The organism is Martelella sp. FLE1502, assembly GCF_053484255.1.
Genome location: NZ_JBAKFQ010000014.1, coordinates 103,540 through 122,762, shown reverse-complemented (window position 1 = coordinate 122,762; position 19,223 = coordinate 103,540). Strand labels below are relative to the sequence as shown.

Genomic DNA, 19,223 nt, shown 5'->3' with positions numbered 1-19,223 from the left:
CAAATCGCACCAAAACGGAATCCCATACGATTCATTCATCACGCCTGATGCTCTAATCCGGAAACGTCATGTGCCCGTTTTCGTCGAGCGGCGAGAACGGATTGAAGGCGACCTCCCACAAATGGCCGTCCGGATCGGCGAAATAGCCGCTATAGCCGCCCCAGAATACCTTCTCCGCCCGCTTGACGATCCGCGCGCCGCAGCTTTCGGCAAAGGCAAGCGCCTCATCCACTTCGCTTTCGGAGCCGACATTATAGGCAAGCGTCACGCCGGAAAAAGACGGCGGATCGTCCGGGATGCCCTCAGGCCGGCATCCTCGGCCAGCGCCTTTCGCCCGAAAAGGCCAAGCGCGATACCGTTGAGCCCGAAGAAGCTGACGCTTTCCTGCGAGGCGGATGATTTCTTCCAGCCCAGACGCTCATAGAACGCCGTCGCCACCGCGATATCCTCGACGCCCAATGTGATCAGGCTGATCCTGCGCTCGAATGCCATGGGCTTACCTCCATTTTGTTCTCTATATGTTCTATTATTCGTGACAAAAGTAAAGCGCTTTTTTGCCATAGGAGGCTGGATTGGAAACATCCCAAGCCTGCTGTCGCGACCGGCATTGCGGCCAAGATCTGGTTTCGTGCAAACCTCGCACACCCTCTGCGCACCACCCTCACGCTTGACCCGAGGGTCCAGGCGAGTTTCTCCGTGTGGCCTGGATGCTCGTGTCAAGCCCGGGCATGACTCATGAGGGGGGCTTAAGCATTGAGCGCGAAGACCATCGACAAATAAGCGCGCAACCAATGCGGTATTATTATACCACTTTTCTATCTATCTGTTTTTTCGCGATTAAATAAAATCCGTACCACTTTTTCGCTCTTGACCAATCTCCGCCCTGGCTCTATACAACCGCCAACATATCCGGCCAGTCCGAATATGCCATCAGGCTTGGGCTTCACCCCAAGCAAAGCAACAAGAAACGTCCACCCTTTGGGGCTGGATCAAAATCGAGAGCAACATAATGGTTACCTTCTCCCAGAAGCCCGCAGAGGTGGAAAAGAAGTGGATCGTGATCGATGCCGAAGGTCTCGTCCTCGGCCGTCTCGCCACCCTCGTCGCCATGCGCCTGCGCGGCAAGCACAAAGCCACTTTCACCCCGCATGTTGACGACGGCGACAACGTCATCGTCATCAATGCCGAAAAAGTCGCCATGACCGGCAAGAAGTACACCGACAAGATGTACTACTGGCACACCGGCTACCCCGGCGGCATCAAGGAACGCACTGCGCGCCAGATCATCGAGGGCCGTTTCCCGGAACGCGTCATCGAAAAGGCTGTCGAGCGCATGATTCCGCGCGGTCCCCTCGGCCGTCGCCAGATGAAGAACCTGCGCGTCTATGCAGGCACCAACCACCCCCATGAAGCCCAGCAGCCCGAAGTGCTCGACGTTGCCAAGCTCAACAAGAAGAATGTGAGGAGCGCATAATGGCCGATCTGTCCGATCTGAAGACGCTTGGCGACGCTGCGACCGCTGAAGCAACCCCCGCCGCTCCGGTTCACGAGCGCAAGGTTGACGACCTTGGCCGCGCCTATGCCACCGGCAAGCGCAAGGACGCCGTCGCCCGCGTTTGGGTGAAGGCCGGCACTGGCAAGATCACCGTTAATGGCAAGGATTTCTCCGAATATTTCGGTCGTCCGGTGCTGCAGATGGTTCTCCAGCAGCCGATCGTCGCCGCTGCCCGTGATGGCCAGTTCGACATCGTCGCAACGGTAACCGGCGGCGGCCTTTCCGGCCAGGCCGGTGCGGTTCGCCACGGCATCTCCAAGGCGCTGACCTATTTCGAGCCGGAACTGCGTTCGGTTCTCAAGCGCGGCGGCTTCCTGACCCGCGACAGCCGCGTCGTCGAGCGCAAGAAGTACGGCCGCGCGAAAGCCCGCCGTTCGTTCCAGTTCTCCAAGCGCTAAGCACTGGGTTTTCGATACGCATCCGAAAGGGCCGCCGTTGTGCGGCCCTTTTTTTGTTGTTCGGAAATGTGCCCAAGGCCGCCCTTTCGCTCTTTGTGGCCGCAGCCATGACAGCGTTCGACGAGGTATGGTCACCCATCCTTGCGCAACCCTCTCGTGTGGACTTACACTCGGTCCTGAAACCAACGGGATCGCGACGCATGAGAATCGTCGTATTCTTTTTCCTGCGCTGCTTTGGGTTCGGGCTCTTCGCGCTGCCGGCCTTGTCGGCACTTGTCCATATCCCGAGCGAACTTCTGCTATGGCTGACCGGCCTGAACTTCGCCATTTCCGCGGGTCTTCTGGCGTCAGCCTGCAATGCCCGCTATTACGGCGATGTCGTTTACGTTCTTTATGACAGGCACAGGACGCTGGCAGCCGGGAATGGGGCGATCCACTGGCTCGCGCTGCCGGCGGATATCAGATCCTCATCGACCCCCTTCCGGTTCCTGTCCTCGCAGGTTCCGCATATCGACGAGATGGATCACGGAGACCGGATGAGAATGTATCGCACGCCGATTTTCGGCTATCTCTGGTGGGAACACGCACTGCCCTTTCCAATCGCCGCAGAACAAATGACGGCCTGAGCGGGCGTTTCTAGGCAGAGTGGCACTTTTAATTGACGCGGCCGGATTTCTTGCATTCCGCCCTATCGACCTTCTGCCCGGCGCGGATTATCTATAATTCCATGACCAAATCCGAACCCATCGCCGCTCGCATCAGCCGCGCCTTGGCGGAGCGCATCGTCTCCGGCGAGATCGCCGCCGGCGCGCCGCTCAGGCAGGATCATATCGCTGAGGAGTTCGGCGCAAGCCACGTGCCGGTGCGCGAGGCATTCCGCCGACTTGAGGCGCAGGGCCTTGTGGAAAGCCAGCCGCGCCGGGGCGTTCGCGTGGCCGGCTTCAGCATGGAGGAGGTGCGCGAGATTGCCGAGATGCGCTCGGCGCTCGAAGTGCTGGCGCTGCGCAATGCCGCGCCTCATCTCACCAGCGCCATTCTCGATGAAGCCGAGGAGGCAACCCGCGCGGGCGATCAGGCCCGCGACGTCCATGCCTGGGAACAGGCGAACCGCCGCTTCCACCGGCTGATCCTCGCCCCCTGCGGCATGCCGCGCCTGATGCGCAGCATCGACGATCTTCACATCGCAAGCGCGCGCTTCCTGTTTTCCGGCTGGCGCGCGGAATGGGACACACCAACCGATCGCGACCATCGTGCCATCCTCTTGGCATTGCGCCGGGGCGATATAGAGGCTGCAGCCCTTCTGCTCGGCCGCCACGTGCAGTGGATCGGTCAGAAACCTGCCAGGATGCAAGTCACCCGTTCCCCCGGTTGAAGCTGACGGCCCTACGCGCCCTGTCACATCAAGGGACCGGCGCCCGGGTCAACCTCCCGATTTTCGCCGCTTTCCACAGCAGCCGCGCGTTGGAAAAGCGCGGGGCTTGCCTTGTGCCACGTTATGTGGATTCCTTTAGAGATAGATTCTACAAATTATCTATAATTTAAAAGGAGCATCTCATGCGTTCATCCAGTCCCACCCTCCTGCCGGCTTTCAGCCCGCTCGCCCCGCAAGACCGCAGCCTCGCCTGGAAGGCGGCGGCGGTGTTTCTGGGCAGCCTGTTCCTTGCGCTGTCTTCCTATATCGAAGTCCCGATGGTTCCGGTTCCGGTCACGATGCAGACCTTCGCGGTAACGCTGGTCGGCGCGCTTTACGGCTGGCGGCTCGGCGGGCTCACCATCGTCGCATGGCTCATGGAGGGCGCGCTGGGCCTGCCGGTCCTGGCGGGCGGCGCTGCGGGCTTTGCCCATTTCATGGGCCCCACGGGCGGCTATCTGTTCGCCTTCCCGATCGCCGGCATGGTCGCGGGCTTTCTGGCCGAGCGCGGCTGGAACGGCCATCGCGTCACCCTCGCCTTCCTCGCCATGCTGGCCGGCAATGCGGCCTGCCTGCTGCTCGGCGCTGCCTGGCTTTCGCTGATGATCGGCGTCGGCGCCGCGTTCACGGCGGGCGTCCTGCCCTTCCTGATCGGCGCCGTGCTGAAATCGGCGCTAGCGGCCGCCCTGCTGAAGGCGCTCGCGCGCGCCCCGAAGCGCGCCGGCTGATGACGGTCAGGCTGCGCCCGCATCATCTGCTTTGCATGCTCACCTATGCGGGCAAGGGCTACAGCCCCGCCTTCACGGCCAACATGACGGCAATCGTGGAGCGGATCGCGGGCGGCGAGCCGATCGAGATCGTCGAGGGCCCGGACGATATCTGCGCCCCGCTGCTGACAGAACCCGACCCGCATTGCCACCGCGAAAGCATGACCGTGCGCGATCGGTGGGCGGCCGCGGCGGTCGAGCGACTGTTCGAAAACGGTATGTCCGATCCCATAGTCCTTGAGAAAGACGATATCGAGGGTTTGAGGCAGGCCTTCGCGCGCGGCGATATCCGATCGGCCTGTCAGGGCTGCGAATGGCAGGCGCTTTGCACGGAAATTGCCGGCGATGGCTTTGCCGACACGCTGCTCTGACCGACAGCGTGAGACGAGCTGCCTTTTTGGGAGGCGGAGCCTATGGCCCCCCCTCTCCTATTGTGTCCAGCGGGGATTACTCGCCGCCGAATTCGGCCTTGAACTCCTCGAAGTCGATCTGCATGCCGTTCAACACCGTCGACCAGTGCCGGGTAAGCGCCGCCTGCGCGACCGCCTCGGCAATTTCCTGCTGGCTCGCGCCGAGCTGCTTTGCCGCAACGCTATCGACCCAGACGCAGTAACGGCACGGGATCTGGGCCGCGACCGCGATATTGATCAGCGACTTGGTCTTCGCCGAAAGCGCGGTGTTCTCGTTGACCTCGATATCGCGCGTCAGCGCCCAGGCCGCGGCAATGCCGTGCTTGGGATAGACCTTCATGAAGGTCGGCACCACGCCGTAGGTTCTGAGGATCTCGTCATAGACAGCCTCGACATCGGGCGCGCCCGCTGCGCTCGCACCATCCGCGACCTGCACCTCCGTTACCGACTCGGCGCTGGCGACAAGCACTTCGGCATCGGCCGGGCCACGGACCCGCTCGGCTGACACCGAAGAGGCAGCGACCATCACGACGCCCGCCGCGAGGGCGGACAGAAGATAGTTTTTCATAGTCTTATTCCTGAACTGGTTTCGGGTAACCCCAGGCAAATCTGCGGGGGCGACGCCGCGATGCGACGTTGGCCCGGTTTGTCCCCGATTTCGCCTCGCCCACCTAGTGAACCCGTGGTTCGGACATAGAGGAAAGTTAAATTGCCTTTGTGTATCAGATAGTTGGAGGAAAAGACTTCAAACACTGGACGGGAATGCGCACCGGTAACAATGCTCTCACTTGACCGTCGGTACAGTCTCAAGCCTCGAAAAGGAGCTTGATATAGGTTCTGAGCTGCAACACCTGCTTGCCGAGCACTGAAGGGTCGCGGAGCGCCTTCGACATGATGATGCCGCCCTCCACCGTGTTGTTGACCATGTCGGCAAGCGCATCGAGGTCGACGGGCTCTCGCGGCGGATGGCGCTCCGCGATCTCCTCCAGATAGGCGCGAAACCGGGCGCGCCAGGTGAGCAGCGCCTCGGTGTAAAGGTCGCGGACATCACGGTCGAACAGTCTCTCATTGTAGCAATAGGTGGCGACCAGACAGCCGGGGTGGCCGTTGGGCAGGTCGTCCATCAGTTCGGCGAGCAGTTTCAGTCCGATCAGGAAGGCATGCAGCGGGTCTTCATGCAATTCCCGCGCGCGGCCGAATATGCCGTCCAACAGGTCTTCTTCGCGTTCGAGATAGCGCACAAGAAGGGCGCGGGCGAGCGCATTCTTGTCGGGAAAATGATAGAAGAAGCCGCCCTTGGTAATCCCGGCCTCGGTGATCAGTTCCTCGATGGAGGTCGCACCGAACCCCTTGGCCAGGACCGCCGCTTCGGCGATGTCCATCAGCCGCGACCGCATGTCTGTTGCCTTCGCCATGCATTCCTCGCCAGCTCTTCACTGTACCACAAGTACACTTCTAAACGCGGGATCGTTCCGTCACAAGACTGCCGGAAACACCGAGACAGAAGGAATGATCATGTTGAACGCAACCGATATGCTCCGGCCGGCCCGGCCGGATGATGCCGCAGCCATGGCGTCGCTCATCAACATCGCCGGCGAAGGCCTGCCCGTCTATTTCTGGAAAATGATAGCCCCGGATGCCGACCCCTTCGCCACCGGGCGCGCCCGCGCCATGCGTGACGAGGGCGGGTTTTCATGGACAAACGCTCATGTCATCGAGGCCGATGGCGTCGCCCGGGCCTTGCTGATCACCTATCCGATCAGCGATGCGCCGGAACCCGTTGACCCGGACAACACGCCACCGGTCTTCCTCCCGCTGGAGGAGCTCGAAAGCCTTGCGCCGGGCAGCTTCTACGTCAACGTGCTGGCCACCGAGGCCGGATACCGCAAGCGCGGCTTTGGCTCGCGGCTTCTCGAACAGGCGATTGCGCTTGCGGGGGACCGGTCGATGAGCATCATCGTGTCGGACGCCAACGAAAATGCGATGCGGCTATACGAGGCCCACGGTTTCACGCCGGCCGCCTCGCGGCCAATCGTCAAGGCCGACGGCTGGGCGTGTGACGGCAAGAACTGGGTCTTGATGCTGCGCTGAGATACGGCGCGCGGCAACCGCGCGCCGTTTGCCTAAAGCCCTCACCCGGCTTCGGTCACCCGCGACAGCGCAACGGTCAGCTGTTCGCGCTGTTGCTTCAGCTCCTCGAAGCGCTCGCGCTCCGTGGCCACCACTTCCGGATCGGCGTTGGCGATGAATTTCTCGTTGCCGAGCTTCTTCTGGCTGCGCTCGATATCGGCGTCGACCTTGCCGATCGCCTTCGTCAGACGCGCGGTTTCAGCCGCCACATCGATAAGGCTGCCCAGCGGAATGCAGGCGGTGGCCTCGCCGATGATGACCTGGGCCGAGCCCTTGGGAGCCTCCTTCTCGAAATCGAGCGAATCGATGCGGGCGAGCCGCTCCAGCGCCGGATAATGGCGGGCGGTGCGCTCGCGGGTCGTGGCATTGGCGCCGACGAGGATCAGCGGCGCCTTGGCCGAAGGCGGCACGTTCACCTCCGCGCGCGCCGAGCGGATGCCGGAGATCAGATCGACAAGCCAGTTGATCTCGTCGGCCGCCTCTTCATCCCGGAAGCCCGGCTCATGCCAGTCGGCATGGCAGCAAAGCCCCTCGCCGCCGATATGGTTCCACAACTCCTCGGTCATGAACGGCATGAACGGGTGCAAGAGCTTGTAGGTTTCGGCCAGAACATAGGCAACGCAATGCTGGGCCTCGGTCTTCGCGGCCTCGTCCTCGCCCATGAACACCGGCTTCAGGAGTTCCAGATACCAGTCGCAGAGCTCGTGCCAGACGAAACGGTAGAGCGCATCGGCCGCCTCGTTGAAGCGGAAGTTCTCGATCGCCGTGGTCACGTCCTCGGTGGTCTTCGAAAGCTCGGTCAGGATCCAGCGATTGATGGTCTGGGTCGCGCCGGAGGGGCGGAACGAGCCGTCGAGCTTCATCCCGTTCATCTCGGCAAAGCGCGTGGCGTTCCAGAGCTTGGTGCCGAAGTTGCGGTAGCCGGCGATGCGGCTCTCGTCGAGCTTCACGTCGCGGCCCTGCGCGGCCATGATCGCCAGCGTGAACCGCAGCGCGTCGGCGCCATATTCCTCGATCAGGTTGAGCGGATCGATGACGTTGCCCTTCGACTTCGACATCTTCTGACCGTTCTTGTCGCGCACCAGGGCGTGGACGTAGACGGCGTGGAAGGGTTCGACCGGCTTGCCGTCCTCGTCCTTCATGAAGTGCAGCCCGGCCATCATCATGCGGGCAACCCAGAAGAAGATGATGTCGAAGCCGGTGACCAGCACGCTGGTCGGGTAGTAACGGGCAAGCTCGTCCGTCTCCTCGGGCCAGCCGAGCGTCGAGAACGGCCACAGCGCGGAGGAGAACCAGGTGTCGAGCACGTCCTCGTCGCGGGTCAGGATATTGCCCGGCTCGTAGTTTTCGAGCTGCTCCTCCACCCAGGCCTTCCACGGCCCCTCATGGGCGATATAGTGCTGGATCGCGGCGTCGAGCGCCTCTTCTTCGGTCTTTTCGACGAAGACCTGACCGTCTGGGCCGTACCAGGCCGGGATCTGATGGCCCCACCAGAGCTGGCGCGAAATGCACCACGGCTCGATATTTTCCATCCAGTCGAAATAGGTCTTTTGCCAGTTCTTCGGCACGAAATTGGTGCGGCCCTCGCGGACCGATTCAATCGCCGGCTTGGCAAGTTCCTTGGCGTCGGCGAACCACTGATCGGTCAGCATCGGCTCAATGACGACGCCCGAACGGTCGCCAAAGGGCTGCATGATCTTCTTGTTCTCGACGAAGGGGATATCATTGCCCTCTTCGTCCTTCACGGTGACGGCAAGGCCCTCGGCATTGATCGCGTCGACGATGCGCTTGCGGGCGGCATAGCGGTCGAGGCCGCGATATTCGTCGGGCACGAGGTTGATGTCGTCGACCTCGGCTTCGGTCGGCAGCTCGCCGGATTTCGCGATCTTCATCGCCTGCTCGGCGCATACGGCATAGGGCTCGCCGTCATCGCGCAGCGCGGCCTTGGTGTCCATCAGCCGGTAGAGCGGAATATGGTTGCGGCGGGCGACCTGATAGTCGTTGAAATCATGCGCACCGGTGATCTTGACCGCGCCGGAGCCGAAATCCTTGTCCGGATATTCGTCGGTGATGATCGGGATCAGACGCCGATGCTCCTTTGGCCCAACCGGAATTTCGCAGAATTTTCCAATAATTGGCGCATACCGCTCATCCGATGGATGAACGGCGACGGCGCCATCGCCGAGCATGGTTTCCGGACGGGTAGTCGCGATCGAGATGTAATCGCGCTCCTCCTCGAGGATGACATTGCCGTCCGCGTCCTTCTCGACATAGGTATAAGTCTCGCCGCCGGCCAGCGGGTATTTGAAATGCCACATATGGCCGTCGACTTCGCGGTTTTCGACCTCGAGATCGGAAATCGCGGTTTCGAACTCGGGATCCCAGTTGACCAGCCGCTTGCCGCGATAGATCAGGCCGTGCTTGTAGAGCGAGACGAAGACCTCGCGCACGGCCTCCGAAAGCCCCTCATCCATGGTGAAGCGCTCGCGCGACCAGTCACAGGAAGCGCCGAGGCGCTTGAGCTGATTGATGATCTGCCCGCCGGATTCTTCCTTCCACTCCCAGACCTTGTCGATGAAGGCGTCGCGGCCCATCTCGCGCCGACCGGGAAGCTGGCGTTCCATCAGCTGGCGTTCGACCACCATCTGGGTGGCGATGCCGGCATGGTCCATGCCGGGCTGCCACAGCGTGTCCTTGCCGCGCATCCGCTCGAAGCGGACCATGATGTCCTGCAGCGTGTTGTTGAGCGCGTGGCCCATATGCAGCGAGCCGGTCACGTTCGGGGGCGGGATCACGATCGAGAAGCTCTCCCTGCCCGGCTTTGCGTTGGCTCCGGCGCGGAAGGCATCGGCCTGTTCCCACCGGGTGGCAATCCTGGGTTCGACGCTTTTCGCGTCATACGTCTTCTCAAGCATGTCTTCGCCAATTCCTGCTGATACCAATACCGGGCGAAACACATATAGCGCGCCTGCGTCCGGATTAAACGGCGGCGGGTGGCCGCGGCTTACGCAGCGGCCCTTCGCGGCCTGTCGTTGTTATGCGCTTGGCTTCAGGCCTGTCAACAACAAAGCCGCCCCGATCGGGACGGCTTTGGCAGGTCCAACGCGCGTGTTCTCAGCGCTTTGCGTTGCGCATGCGCTCGATTTCCTTGCCGACCATTTCTTCCACGATCGAAGGCATGTGCTCCTCGATCCAGTCCCGGAGCAGCGGACGCAGTTCCGAAATCACGATTTCCTCGATCTTGCGCGCGCCCTCGCGATCCAAAGCGTCGGAAAGCGCATGCAGTGCATTGCCGATACGCTGTTCGGAATCCGTCGAGAGCAGGCTGTCCTGACGCTCCTCAGTGCGCGGCGAATGGTCGGTCTCGTCTGCGTGCGCGGCGCTCTTGGGCTCGTGGGCCCCACCGGTCGCCTCCCGCACCTGACGCGCAACCTCGCCGATCGTGCCCGGATAGACCGCATCGTGCTCCAGCGGATGCGGCCGGGGCGCTGCCGCCTGCCGCTCCTCCTGTTCAGTAGCCTGATGCGTCACCGGCTCCTGGTGGTCTGCCACGAACGGCTGTTCGGCTTCCTCGCCATGTGTCGCTTCCGTTTCGTTCGACGGCTGGGAATCCTCATCAAAGGTGAAGGCAGGACGGCGCGAGACGAAGGAATTGTCGCCAAAAGGCTCGGGATCCTGCGCGGCCGGGGATGCATCGCCCGCATCATGATCGCGCTGCCGATAGGCCTCGGACACGCGGTAGCTCTCATCTCTCGGCGCGGCAGCGTTGTCACGCGCGGCGCGCGGAGAACGCCCGACATCGTCGCCGCTGTCGATGATACGGCGAATCGAAGCGAGAATTTCTTCCATCGAGGGCTCTTGCTGCAATTTTGGCTGCGCCATTACAAACCTTCCCGCGCGTTAATGTCCCTAGCGTCGAATCATCGACAAAGATACGCCAGCTCCGGTCGCATGAAGACCGAAACCGTCATATTTTCAGTGCTATACACAGGATTTTAGGGACACGTCCGGTAGAACTTACCAATCTCTAGAATTCGAAGGCCTTCGCCCGCGCGAAACCGGGAAGCGGCTTGACGGCGGCATTGAAGGACGAAAGCGACGAAAACACATCGCCGTCGCGATGATAGATGGTGGCCCGGGCGGAATAACCCGTACCCTCGACGCAGACGAGCCGGCCGCCATCGCGCAGCTGGTTCAGCAGCGCCTCCGGAACGACCTCGACCGCGCCATTGAGGAAGATCGCGTCATAAGGCGCCTCGGACGGATAGCCCTCGGGCAGGACGCCGCTGACCACAACCGCATTGTCATAGCCGAGTTCGAGGAATTTCGCGCTCGCGCTTTCAACCAGTTCCTCATCGCTGTCGATGCCGACGACCGACTGGGCGAGCAGCGAAAGAATCGCGGCGGCGTACCCATCGCCCGCGCCGACCACCAGCACCACATCCTTCTTGGAAAGCTCCAGAAGCTGGACCAGCTTGGCAAGCGGCGACGGCTCCATCATGTAGCGGGCGGGGCCGGCCTCGTTTGCGGGCTTCACCTGAATGTCCTCGTCGATATAGGCGAGCGACCTGGATTGCGGCGGCAAGAAAGCCTCGCGCGGCACGGCAAGAAAGGCTTCGAGCACAGGATAGGCTGTCACATCGGTCGGCCGGATCTGGTTTTCCACCATCTTCCTGCGCGCCGTTTCGAAATTCATCATGGCCAACAACCTCGCAAACATTCAGCGTTCAGCGCCGTCTTGACGCTCACACTGTGTTCATAGATGCGCTGTCGCCTCCATGCAAGACGGGAGTTTTGCGAAAAAGCCGAAGAGGAGAAGGCGCACAAGGCCGCGCCTGCTCACCCGGGACATGACGAAAGGGCCGGCGCGAGCGCCGGCCCCGATGGCATTTCAAGATCACCGATAACGGTTGACCAGAATGCAGAGCCGCTGCAGGCCGGCTTCATAATTGTCCGGCGTGCGCATCACGGCCTGGCACTGTTTACGCACGGTCTGCTGCTCGCCGCTGCTCAGATCGTCGAAGGCGATCACGAGACGCTGGTCGTTGCGGTTGTCAGGCATCGAACCGCCGCCCGATCCATCTCCGCCGGACGTGCCACCTCCATTGCCGCCACCGGCATTTCCGCCGCCGTTTCCACCTCCACTATTGCCACCGCCATTGTTGCCGCCTCCGCCGCCGAGGCCGATGTCCACGTCCGCGCCGGTGCCATCGTCGCCGCCAATGCCGACATCGACATCAGCATTCGCGCCGCTGTCGCCGCCGATCGTGGCGGAGGCCGAAGCCCCTATCCCGCTGCTGCCGCCAACATCGGCGGAGGCATCGGCGTTCACGCCACTGGAGCCGCCAACGCTTGCGCCGACATCGGCGCTTGCCGCCTGTCCGCCGCCGACATCGGCTGACGCTCCGGCATCAACGCCACCGGAACCGCCGACGCTCGCGCCGGCATCAACGCTTGCGGCCTGACCGCCGCCGACGCCGGCTGATGCGCCGGCATTCACGCCATCCGAGCCGCCGACGCTAGCGTCAACGCCCGCGCCGATGCCGCCTGAGGGATCGGTGTCGGTGTTGACGCCGACGCTTATCCCGTTCTCGCCGCCGATATTCAGAGACTGTGCATTGGCAGGGTTCGCACCATAAAATGTAACGGCGAGCGACCCTGCGAAAAAAGCACTCGCCAGAAGTGTAGATTTACTGCGACAGGCAAACATGTCGTCCTCCTTCTGGAGCCCTCGCTTTAGAAGGACTCCCCCTGTTCAAACAACCTTATGTTTGCGGCTCGTCTGTTCGATCCGCGTAACTTTTAAACGGGACCTTGAACGAAAAAGTTCCTCAGCGGCGAAGAATCTTCTCGGCGACCAGAACAAGAGATACTAATTCTGAGCTGAAAAGACCGAGGCTCTTCACCTACCATACTTCGATAACAAAGAAGATATTCGGGCCCGAAAAACACGTGGACAATCGGGAAGCAAGTTATTCAAATAAAAGAGTGGTAGCGATACCATGTGCTCGGCGACATCTATGGTCATGAAAATCACCAACACGATCGCACAGCAAACTGGCGATGCTGCCAGGACGGCGCTGAATTCTTATCAAAAAAGGAAGTGGAGGCCTCGGCCGGAATCGAACCGGCGTGCAAGGATTTGCAGTCCTCTGCGTAACCACTCCGCCACGAGGCCAAACTTTGTCGATCGAAGGGTTGGCGCGGATTTAGAATGATTTAATTTGATTTGCAATAGCGCTGCCCGGCGCCGCAGGCTCAAAAGGCCGCGCGAATCGGTTAGTGTCACGAAGTCCGGCTTCGGGGTCGAAATACCGGCGCGTCGCAATGGAGGGGACCAATGCCGACCATCTTGAATTCCGCCAGATTTTTTGCGGCGTGGTGCGTTTTCGCCCTTTTGACGGCGGCATGTCTTCAACTCTCGCCCGCCGCCGCTCAGGAAACTGACGACGAAAAAACCTCCACCGAGCTGGTGCAGGAAATCTTCCAGGACGCCCAGGGAAATGCCGGCCTCAAGGCGCGGTACGAGCGTCTGGTGACAAACCCCATCTCGCCGCCCGACACCCGCAGCCCGCGCGCGACGCTGGAAAGCTTTCTGGTGATCATGCAGACGGCGAGCGAACTCTGGCTTGAGGTGCGCGACAGCTATTTCGACGGCGACACCTTTTTTATGACTCGCGACCAGCGCGATCAGCTCGTTCTGGTGCAGTCGCTGCTGGAAAAGGCGGCGCGAACCTTCGATCTCTCAGCGATACCGGCCGCGTCGCGTCAGCGCGCGAGCATAGAGACCGTGCTGCAACTCCAGGAAATATTCGACCGGATCTATCTGCCGCCGGTGGAGGAAATACCCGGCCTTGCCGCGGGCGCGTTCGCGCTGTCGGATACGGACGCGGAAGCGCTGCCGGCGAAGTGGATCATTCCCGGCACCAGCCTGACCATCGAGCGGCAAAGGGACGGCCCCCGGGAGGGCGAATATCTTTTTACCCAAAGCACCATCAACCAGATCGACGACGACTACGAGGAGGTCAAGGCCCTTCCGATGATCGCCGACCTCGGCGAAGACCTCTACCAGTATTACATCTATACGCCGGGCAATCTGGTCGCGCCGCGCTGGTATGAGTTCATTCTCGATGGCCCCTACTGGCTGCGCTATGAATTCGGCAACCAGGCCTATTGGCAATGGTTGGGGCTGGCGCTCATCACCGTCGTGTCGGTGGTCGCGCTGGTCTGGTTCAGCCGCTGGAATGCGCGACGCGCCGTTCCGCTGGATCCCGCCAGGCGCCAGCTGCGTCGCGTGGTCACGCCCCTGCTGATCATCGGCGCGGCAAACCTCATCCGCTTCCTGATCGAGGAGCAGATCAACATCACCGGCGACCTGCTTTATGTCACCACCACCGCCTTGAGCGCGCTCATCTGGACGGCCACAGCCTGGTTCACCTACCAGCTTCTGCAGACGCTATATATGTGGACGATCCGCAATCCCGCCGTCAGCAATGCCTCGCTTGATGCCAGCCTGCTGCGCACCGGCTTCCAGGTGATGTCCTTCATCGTGGCGATTATCGTGCTCGGCTATGGCGCGACCCAGATCGGCATTCCGATCTATGGCGTCGTCGCCGGTCTCGGCGTCGGCGGCCTGGCGATTGCGCTTGCCGCCCAGCCGACGCTCGAAAACTTCATCAGCGGCGTGCTGCTTTACGCAGACCGGATCGTGCGGGTCGGCGACTTCTTCCAGTTCGACGATACCGCCGGCACTGTGGAGGAAATCGGCATCCGTTCGACCCGCATCCGCGCGCTCGACCGCACGCTCATCATCGTCGCCAATGCCGATCTGGTAAAACGCAAGATCACCAATTACAGCCGCCGCGACGTCTTCCTGTTCCGCCACAAGATCGGCCTCAGATACGAAACCGACGCCGACACGCTGCACAGGATCATGGAGGATATCCGGGCCCTGCTTGCATCCCATGAAAGCGTGCTCGAATCGCCAAGGCGCGTCCGGCTCGTGGAATATGGCGATTCGGCCGTGCTGATCGATATCTACGCCAATATCTCCGCCTCCGACATCAACGTCTTCCTCGAGGTGCAGGAGCAATTGCTGCTTTCGATTCGCGACATCGTCGAACGCCACGGTTCCGGTTTCGCCTATCCCACCTCCACCGTCTATCTTGCACAGGGCGATGATAAGGAACCCAAGCCGATCGCAGACGTTGCGACACAAGAGAACGCCGGCGAGGCGCCGAAGGACGACGACGGGACCTAGCTTTAGCAAAGCGAATGGGCCCCTATAGGCCGCGGAGGTTGAAATGTGGGGCTGGGTCAACGAGAACGCAGGCGCGATCAGCGCGGTTGCCAGCGTCGCCACGCTTTTTATCTGGGCGATCTATCTGCAATTGATTTTCAGCGGATTCCGGGAGGGACGGCGCGCCAAGATCCTGATCAATCGCGGCGGGAGCCCGACCCTCGACGGCCACTGCCTGGTTGCCAATATGAGCGCGAAGGCGCTGTTCATCGACGCTGTCCTGCTCGATCTCACCGTGAAGAACGGGACTGACAGCGAGCACTTCAGCTACTCGCTCAGCAACCTCACCTTCGATGATAACAATGCATCCGATCCGCGCGCCAAATTGTTTCAGGGCCCGCTGGCGGCGGCCGAGCATCTCGACCTCGGCACGTTCCGCGCATTGATCGCCAAGATGTCGCCCCCGGATTTCGATCGGTTCGAGACCATTGAAAACATCAATATCACCATCGTGGCGACCTATACCTCGGAGGACCGGCCGGTCGCAGCCGAACGGGTTTTCGATATTGTCGGCGAACGCGACGGGTTGGTCGTGTCTCCGCGCCGCTACGCCGCATCGCAGTTGCGCAGCCAGCGCCAGCGCCGCCGTATCGAAAGACTGATGCGCGATCTGCACCAATCCGAGCGTGGCGATGGTCGTAACAAACCAGACGGCGTCGAGGCGCAGTCCTGACCTCTCTCGGCGGCTCGATCGGGTCCGCATCCCGACCGAGCGAAACGGAACGCGCGAGGGTGAAAAACTTCTTTGCTTTTTTTATCGAAAAGGGCTTGGCAAATCGCCTCACCATTTGTATTAACCCGCTCACACCGCAGCGCCTCAGACGGCGCGATTGTTCCCTGGTAGCTCAGCGGTAGAGCACTCGACTGTTAATCGATAGGTCGTCGGTTCGAATCCGACCCGGGGAGCCATTTCTTCATTGTACAGCCCGAAAACATAGGTAACAGAATGTACCTAAAACATGGGTGACAACCTCGTGCCGAACGGGTTGTCGATGGTTTGCAATGTTCTCTGTTCCAAATCGATATATCCCAGATCATAGCGCATGAAGCTGATCAGCCAAATGCCGTCGTCGACCTCCTTGATGCCGAGTTTCTGACCGGCGAGCACGGTCGAGATATTGATCTTCTTCCGCGCCATGCAGATACGACCGCATACCGTGACGATGATGTCGCGGTCGTGGAAGGGTATTCCACGTCCGGCAGGCCCTCATAAGGCACAGAGAAAGGGACGTAGAGTTGGTCCCCTCATGACGAGCACCTCGCGAGGCCGCTCCTCATTGAATTCGCCGAAGGCGGACAACAGATCGTAGGCGTTCTTCCATAGCCTAAATCTCTCTCCACAGCCTCGACATCTCCCGCAAAACGAAAAGAGTGTCACCCATGTCTCCGGTACAAAACATCACCTATGTTCCGGGTCGCTGCCTTTTTCAGTCTGAAGCGCCGCCCGGCGGCGGCTTGCTCGAAATTTCTAACAATTTGATTGGGATCAATTCCGAGACTGCTGTGCCGTTGGTAAATTTTGCCTCGAATTCAGTCGCCTGCCGCAGACGCTTGCCGTGAGGAAGCAGGAGCTGGACATGCCGGCTGCGCGGAGGAGCGTTGCGCAGCCTATCACAACCGCCGGCGCGGCTTAAACCGCTGCCGCATTGGGAGGCAAAGCTGTTGAAACGGCGAGAGTTTCTATCTCTTGGCGCAATGGGCGCCGCTACTACTGCATTTAGCCCGGCACCTGCGCAGTCCGGGACGAAGCCGGTATCCACCAAAGCGAATATCGTGATCATCGGCGCCGGCGCGGCCGGCACTGCCATGGCCAATCGGCTGAGCCAGCGGCTGGAGGGCGCGCGGATCACGATCATCGATCCGCGCACAACCCACCTCTATCAGCCAGGGTTGACCCTGGTCGCGACCGGTCTCAAGCCGGCCGACTATGTCACATCCGACGAAAAGCGCTGGCTGCCGGACGGCGTCGATTGGATACAGGACCCCGTTGCCGCCGTTGATGCTGAAAACAAGATCGTCGCGACCGAGGGCGGCAAGGCGATTTCCTACGATTGGCTCGTGCTCGCGCCGGGTCTCGTTCTCGATTACGACGCGATTGAGGGATTCTCGCGCGATCTGATCGGACGGGATGGTATTGGCGCTCTTTACGGCGGGCCGGAGGACGCCGCAAGAACCTGGCAGGCGGCACAGAAGTTTACCGAGGAGGGCGGCACAGGGATATTCACCCGTCCTGAAACGGAAATGAAATGCGCCGGGGCGCCGCTCAAACATACCTTCCTGGTCGACGATATCGGCCGACGGGCGGGCAATGCCGGCAGGATGAACATGATCTACGCCGCGCCGCAGGCAAGCCTGTTCGGCGTGCCGATCGTGGCCGAGAAGGTCAGAATGCTGTTTGAGGACCGCGGCGTGGAGTCTCTGATGCAGCGCAGGCTCGCCGCGATCGACCCTGGCGCCAAGCGGGCGTTCTTCAGTGTGGAGGGCGGCGTCGAGGAACTGGATTACGACTATATCCACGTCATACCGCCGCAGCGGGCGCCGGACTTTATCCGCCAGTCCGGTCTGTCCTGGGCCGAGCGCTGGCAGGACCAGGGCTGGGTGGAGGTCGATCCCGCCACGCTGCGTCATCTGCGCTATCCGGAAATTTTCGCGCTGGGAGACGTCGCCGGCGTACCCAAGGGCAAGACGGCGGCTTCCGTGAAATGGCAGGTGCCGGTTGTGGAAGACCATCTGGTCGCCGCGATCGCGGGCCTTGAGGCCACGCAGTTCTACGACGGCTATACTTCGTGCCCGCTGATCACCCGCGTCGGTCGGGCCATGCTTGTCGAGTTCGACTACCACAACAATCTGACGCCTTCATTTCCCGGCATCATCGCGCCGCTGGAAGAACTCTGGATCAGCTGGCTGATGAAGGAGATCGCGCTCAAGGCCACGTATAATGCAATGCTGCGCGGCCGGGCCTGAGGAGGATTTGCCATGAAAGACCTTACCTTCGGCACGATGTTTGCCGTATTCGAAGAGATCTTCGGCCGCACTGTATTCTGGATCATGGTGGCGCTCGCGGCGCTGATCACCCTGGCCTATTTCTATGTCCTGATCCGCGATCGCGCCGTGAGCTGGAAAAAATTCCTGCTGGCGCAGCTTTCCATGCCGGTCGGCGCGGTGGCGGCCGTATGGCTGCTGATGGCGACCACGCATTCCAGGCTGTCGGATATCGGCGGGCCCATAGACGTGCTGGTACTTCTGGCAGTCGCCCTCGCCGGGGCAATTGGCATGGCCATATGCGTCTATACGGTCGGTTCGCTGATCGCTGGCCCGCGCTCGCGCCCCGCGGGTTTGGACTCTTGAGCGGGAATGGTGGTTGTGAAGCGCTCGCGAAACGTGACCACTTCATTCTAAAGGGAGTCTGTCGCGCGCGCCTTCACACCCGTTCGGCGTGCCAGCGCAGGTGATCGTCCATGAAGGTGGAGATGAAGTAGTAGGAGTGGTCGTAGCGCTCGTGCATGCGCAGCGTCAGTTCGATATCGGTGCCCTTGACGGCCTCCTCGAACATCCACGGCTTCAGCCCGTCCTCCAGGAAATTGTCGGCCTTGCCCTGGTCGATCAGGAAGGCGGGAAAGCGCGCGCCATCCTCCACCAGTGCGCAGGCATCGTGCTTGCGCCAGACGGACTGGTCGGAGCCCAGATATTTCGTGAACGCGCCCTGCGCCCAGGCCGATGTCGAGGGCGAGACGATCGGCGCGAAGGCCGAGCAGCTCTTGTAGCGGCCGGGATTTTTCAGGGCCAGCGTCATCGCGCCATGGCCGCCCATGGAGTGGCCGAAAATGCCCTGGCGATCCATGTCGACGCGGAAGCTCTTGGCGATCAGCGCCGGCAGTTCCTCGGTGATGTAGCTTTCCATCCTGTAGTGTTTCGACCACGGCTCTTCGGTGGCGTCGACATAAAAGCCAGCGCCCTTGCCGATCTGCCAGTCGGTCAGCGCGTCGGCGACATCCGTGCCGCGCGGACTGGTATCCGGGCACACGATGATCAGGCCGAGCTCGGCGGCCATGCGCCGGTACTCGCCCTTCTCCATGACATTGGCATGGGTGCAGGTGAGGCCGGAGAGATACCAAAGCACGGGGCATGGCCGCTCGACGGCTTGCGGCGGGAGGAAGACGGCGAAGGTCATCTCGCATCCGCAAGCTTCCGATTCGTGCGAGAAAACGCCCTGCATGCCGCCGAAGGCGGTGTTTTCGGAAATAATGTTCATC

19 protein-coding genes, 2 tRNA genes and 2 pseudogenes are annotated in these 19,223 nt (G+C 61.3%); 12 read left to right on the top strand and 11 right to left on the bottom strand.

What is annotated here, in order from left to right; all coding sequences use genetic code 11:
• Window positions 1–52: 52 nt before the first annotated feature.
• Window positions 53–492 (bottom strand): annotated as a pseudogene (locus V6767_RS13755) (VOC family protein).
• Window positions 493–1,009: 517 nt separating this feature from the next.
• On the opposite strand from V6767_RS13755, the gene rplM reads away from it, so the two are divergent.
• The 6 genes from rplM to V6767_RS13725 all read left to right on the top strand — a co-directional run bounded on the left by rplM (window position 1,010) and on the right by V6767_RS13725 (window position 4,502).
• Window positions 1,010–1,474 carry a 50S ribosomal protein L13 gene (gene rplM / locus V6767_RS13750; protein WP_174801068.1) on the top strand — a complete coding sequence of 155 codons (465 nt, stop codon included), beginning with the start codon at window positions 1,010–1,012 and terminating at the stop codon, window positions 1,472–1,474.
• Window positions 1,474–1,953: a 30S ribosomal protein S9 gene (gene rpsI / locus V6767_RS13745; protein WP_448432794.1), complete on the top strand. Its 480-nt coding sequence runs from the start codon at window positions 1,474–1,476 to the stop codon at window positions 1,951–1,953. Before rplM ends, rpsI begins: the two co-directional genes overlap by 1 nt.
• A 200-nt stretch (window positions 1,954–2,153) precedes the next feature.
• Entirely contained in the window at window positions 2,154–2,579 is a 426-nt protein-coding gene (locus tag V6767_RS13740) for a hypothetical protein (RefSeq protein ID WP_448474001.1), read from the top strand.
• Window positions 2,580–2,680: 101 nt separating this feature from the next.
• Complete coding sequence (locus tag V6767_RS13735; protein WP_448474000.1) at window positions 2,681–3,325, top strand: GntR family transcriptional regulator; 645 nt, start codon at window positions 2,681–2,683, stop codon at window positions 3,323–3,325.
• Between the two features lie 182 nt (window positions 3,326–3,507).
• On the top strand, window positions 3,508–4,092 hold the full coding sequence (locus V6767_RS13730) for a biotin transporter BioY (RefSeq protein ID WP_448473999.1): 585 nt from the start codon (window positions 3,508–3,510) through the stop codon (window positions 4,090–4,092).
• The gene (locus V6767_RS13725; RefSeq protein ID WP_448473998.1) at window positions 4,092–4,502 is read left to right on the top strand and encodes a DUF1284 domain-containing protein; all 411 of its coding nucleotides are present in this window, start codon (window positions 4,092–4,094) and stop codon (window positions 4,500–4,502) included. Before V6767_RS13730 ends, V6767_RS13725 begins: the two co-directional genes overlap by 1 nt.
• 76 nt (window positions 4,503–4,578) lie before the next feature.
• Here V6767_RS13725 and V6767_RS13720 read toward each other — a convergent pair whose 3' ends face one another.
• Together V6767_RS13720 and V6767_RS13715 are read right to left on the bottom strand one after the other, a co-directional pair.
• Window positions 4,579–5,109 carry a carboxymuconolactone decarboxylase family protein gene (locus V6767_RS13720; RefSeq protein ID WP_448473997.1) on the bottom strand — a complete coding sequence of 177 codons (531 nt, stop codon included), beginning with the start codon at window positions 5,107–5,109 and terminating at the stop codon, window positions 4,579–4,581.
• A 238-nt stretch (window positions 5,110–5,347) separates the two neighbouring features.
• Window positions 5,348–5,956, bottom strand: coding sequence for a TetR/AcrR family transcriptional regulator (locus V6767_RS13715; protein ID WP_448432800.1), 609 nt, complete (start codon window positions 5,954–5,956; stop codon window positions 5,348–5,350).
• A 100-nt stretch (window positions 5,957–6,056) separates the two neighbouring features.
• Between V6767_RS13715 and V6767_RS13710 the strand changes: the two genes are divergently transcribed.
• The gene (locus V6767_RS13710) at window positions 6,057–6,632 is read left to right on the top strand and encodes an N-acetyltransferase family protein (RefSeq protein ID WP_448473996.1); all 576 of its coding nucleotides are present in this window, start codon (window positions 6,057–6,059) and stop codon (window positions 6,630–6,632) included.
• 41 nt (window positions 6,633–6,673) lie between these two features.
• Here V6767_RS13710 and V6767_RS13705 read toward each other — a convergent pair whose 3' ends face one another.
• The 5 genes from V6767_RS13705 to V6767_RS13685 form a co-directional block, all read right to left on the bottom strand.
• Window positions 6,674–9,586 (bottom strand): valine--tRNA ligase, encoded by a 2,913-nt coding sequence (locus tag V6767_RS13705; RefSeq protein WP_448473995.1) that lies wholly within the window; start codon window positions 9,584–9,586, stop codon window positions 6,674–6,676.
• Window positions 9,587–9,785: 199 nt separating this feature from the next.
• Window positions 9,786–10,520: a PopZ family protein gene (locus tag V6767_RS13700; protein WP_448473994.1), complete on the bottom strand. Its 735-nt coding sequence runs from the start codon at window positions 10,518–10,520 to the stop codon at window positions 9,786–9,788.
• Between the two features lie 178 nt (window positions 10,521–10,698).
• Window positions 10,699–11,367: a protein-L-isoaspartate O-methyltransferase family protein gene (locus tag V6767_RS13695; RefSeq protein ID WP_448468036.1), complete on the bottom strand. Its 669-nt coding sequence runs from the start codon at window positions 11,365–11,367 to the stop codon at window positions 10,699–10,701.
• Between the two features lie 201 nt (window positions 11,368–11,568).
• Window positions 11,569–12,381, bottom strand: a complete 813-nt coding sequence (locus V6767_RS13690) for a hypothetical protein (RefSeq protein WP_448473993.1) — start codon at window positions 12,379–12,381, stop codon at window positions 11,569–11,571.
• A gap of 394 nt (window positions 12,382–12,775) precedes the next feature.
• Window positions 12,776–12,849, bottom strand: a tRNA-Cys gene (locus V6767_RS13685).
• A 162-nt stretch (window positions 12,850–13,011) separates the two neighbouring features.
• Between V6767_RS13685 and V6767_RS13680 the strand changes: the two genes are divergently transcribed.
• The 3 genes from V6767_RS13680 to V6767_RS13670 all read left to right on the top strand — a co-directional run bounded on the left by V6767_RS13680 (window position 13,012) and on the right by V6767_RS13670 (window position 15,879).
• On the top strand, window positions 13,012–14,931 hold the full coding sequence (locus tag V6767_RS13680; RefSeq protein ID WP_448473992.1) for a mechanosensitive ion channel family protein: 1,920 nt from the start codon (window positions 13,012–13,014) through the stop codon (window positions 14,929–14,931).
• A gap of 43 nt (window positions 14,932–14,974) precedes the next feature.
• Entirely contained in the window at window positions 14,975–15,643 is a 669-nt protein-coding gene (locus V6767_RS13675) for a hypothetical protein (RefSeq protein ID WP_448473991.1), read from the top strand.
• Window positions 15,644–15,804: 161 nt separating this feature from the next.
• Window positions 15,805–15,879 (top strand) — tRNA-Asn (locus V6767_RS13670).
• Between the two features lie 43 nt (window positions 15,880–15,922).
• On the opposite strand, the pseudogene V6767_RS13665 reads toward V6767_RS13670, so the two are convergent.
• Both V6767_RS13665 and V6767_RS13660 read right to left on the bottom strand, forming a co-directional pair.
• Window positions 15,923–16,255, bottom strand: a pseudogene (locus tag V6767_RS13665) (IS481 family transposase); the annotation flags it as partial.
• A 142-nt stretch (window positions 16,256–16,397) separates the two neighbouring features.
• Entirely contained in the window at window positions 16,398–16,751 is a 354-nt protein-coding gene (locus tag V6767_RS13660; RefSeq protein ID WP_448474007.1) for a hypothetical protein, read from the bottom strand.
• Between V6767_RS13660 and V6767_RS13655 the strand changes: the two genes are divergently transcribed.
• Both V6767_RS13655 and V6767_RS13650 read left to right on the top strand, forming a co-directional pair.
• Window positions 16,666–17,934 (top strand): NAD(P)/FAD-dependent oxidoreductase, encoded by a 1,269-nt coding sequence (locus V6767_RS13655; protein ID WP_448474006.1) that lies wholly within the window; start codon window positions 16,666–16,668, stop codon window positions 17,932–17,934. The genes V6767_RS13660 and V6767_RS13655 overlap by 86 nt on opposite strands.
• Before the next feature lie 12 nt (window positions 17,935–17,946).
• Window positions 17,947–18,318: a DUF5368 domain-containing protein gene (locus V6767_RS13650; protein WP_448473990.1), complete on the top strand. Its 372-nt coding sequence runs from the start codon at window positions 17,947–17,949 to the stop codon at window positions 18,316–18,318.
• A gap of 73 nt (window positions 18,319–18,391) precedes the next feature.
• Here V6767_RS13650 and fghA read toward each other — a convergent pair whose 3' ends face one another.
• A complete protein-coding gene (gene fghA, locus V6767_RS13645) occupies window positions 18,392–19,222 on the bottom strand; it encodes an S-formylglutathione hydrolase (RefSeq protein WP_448473989.1) in 831 nt (276 codons plus the stop codon).
• Window position 19,223: the final 1 nt, after the last annotated feature.

What these genes read in the sequence shown, in the direction of transcription:
- rplM (WP_174801068.1), top strand. Translation starts at nt 1,010, where the DNA reads ATGGTTACCTTCTCCCAGAAGCCCGCAGAGGTGGAAAAGAAGTGGATC.
- rpsI (WP_448432794.1), top strand. Translation starts at nt 1,474, where the DNA reads ATGGCCGATCTGTCCGATCTGAAGACGCTTGGCGACGCTGCGACCGCT.
- V6767_RS13740 (WP_448474001.1), top strand. Translation starts at nt 2,154, where the DNA reads ATGAGAATCGTCGTATTCTTTTTCCTGCGCTGCTTTGGGTTCGGGCTC.
- V6767_RS13735 (WP_448474000.1), top strand. Translation starts at nt 2,681, where the DNA reads ATGACCAAATCCGAACCCATCGCCGCTCGCATCAGCCGCGCCTTGGCG.
- V6767_RS13730 (WP_448473999.1), top strand. Translation starts at nt 3,508, where the DNA reads ATGCGTTCATCCAGTCCCACCCTCCTGCCGGCTTTCAGCCCGCTCGCC.
- V6767_RS13725 (WP_448473998.1), top strand. Translation starts at nt 4,092, where the DNA reads ATGACGGTCAGGCTGCGCCCGCATCATCTGCTTTGCATGCTCACCTAT.
- V6767_RS13720 (WP_448473997.1), bottom strand. Translation starts at nt 5,109, where the DNA reads ATGAAAAACTATCTTCTGTCCGCCCTCGCGGCGGGCGTCGTGATGGTC.
- V6767_RS13715 (WP_448432800.1), bottom strand. Translation starts at nt 5,956, where the DNA reads ATGGCGAAGGCAACAGACATGCGGTCGCGGCTGATGGACATCGCCGAA.
- V6767_RS13710 (WP_448473996.1), top strand. Translation starts at nt 6,057, where the DNA reads ATGTTGAACGCAACCGATATGCTCCGGCCGGCCCGGCCGGATGATGCC.
- V6767_RS13705 (WP_448473995.1), bottom strand. Translation starts at nt 9,586, where the DNA reads ATGCTTGAGAAGACGTATGACGCGAAAAGCGTCGAACCCAGGATTGCC.
- V6767_RS13700 (WP_448473994.1), bottom strand. Translation starts at nt 10,520, where the DNA reads ATGGAAGAAATTCTCGCTTCGATTCGCCGTATCATCGACAGCGGCGAC.
- V6767_RS13695 (WP_448468036.1), bottom strand. Translation starts at nt 11,367, where the DNA reads ATGAATTTCGAAACGGCGCGCAGGAAGATGGTGGAAAACCAGATCCGG.
- V6767_RS13690 (WP_448473993.1), bottom strand. Translation starts at nt 12,381, where the DNA reads ATGTTTGCCTGTCGCAGTAAATCTACACTTCTGGCGAGTGCTTTTTTC.
- V6767_RS13680 (WP_448473992.1), top strand. Translation starts at nt 13,012, where the DNA reads ATGCCGACCATCTTGAATTCCGCCAGATTTTTTGCGGCGTGGTGCGTT.
- V6767_RS13675 (WP_448473991.1), top strand. Translation starts at nt 14,975, where the DNA reads ATGTGGGGCTGGGTCAACGAGAACGCAGGCGCGATCAGCGCGGTTGCC.
- V6767_RS13655 (WP_448474006.1), top strand. Translation starts at nt 16,666, where the DNA reads ATGGGCGCCGCTACTACTGCATTTAGCCCGGCACCTGCGCAGTCCGGG.
- V6767_RS13660 (WP_448474007.1), bottom strand. Translation starts at nt 16,751, where the DNA reads ATGATCACGATATTCGCTTTGGTGGATACCGGCTTCGTCCCGGACTGC.
- V6767_RS13650 (WP_448473990.1), top strand. Translation starts at nt 17,947, where the DNA reads ATGAAAGACCTTACCTTCGGCACGATGTTTGCCGTATTCGAAGAGATC.
- fghA (WP_448473989.1), bottom strand. Translation starts at nt 19,222, where the DNA reads ATGAACATTATTTCCGAAAACACCGCCTTCGGCGGCATGCAGGGCGTT.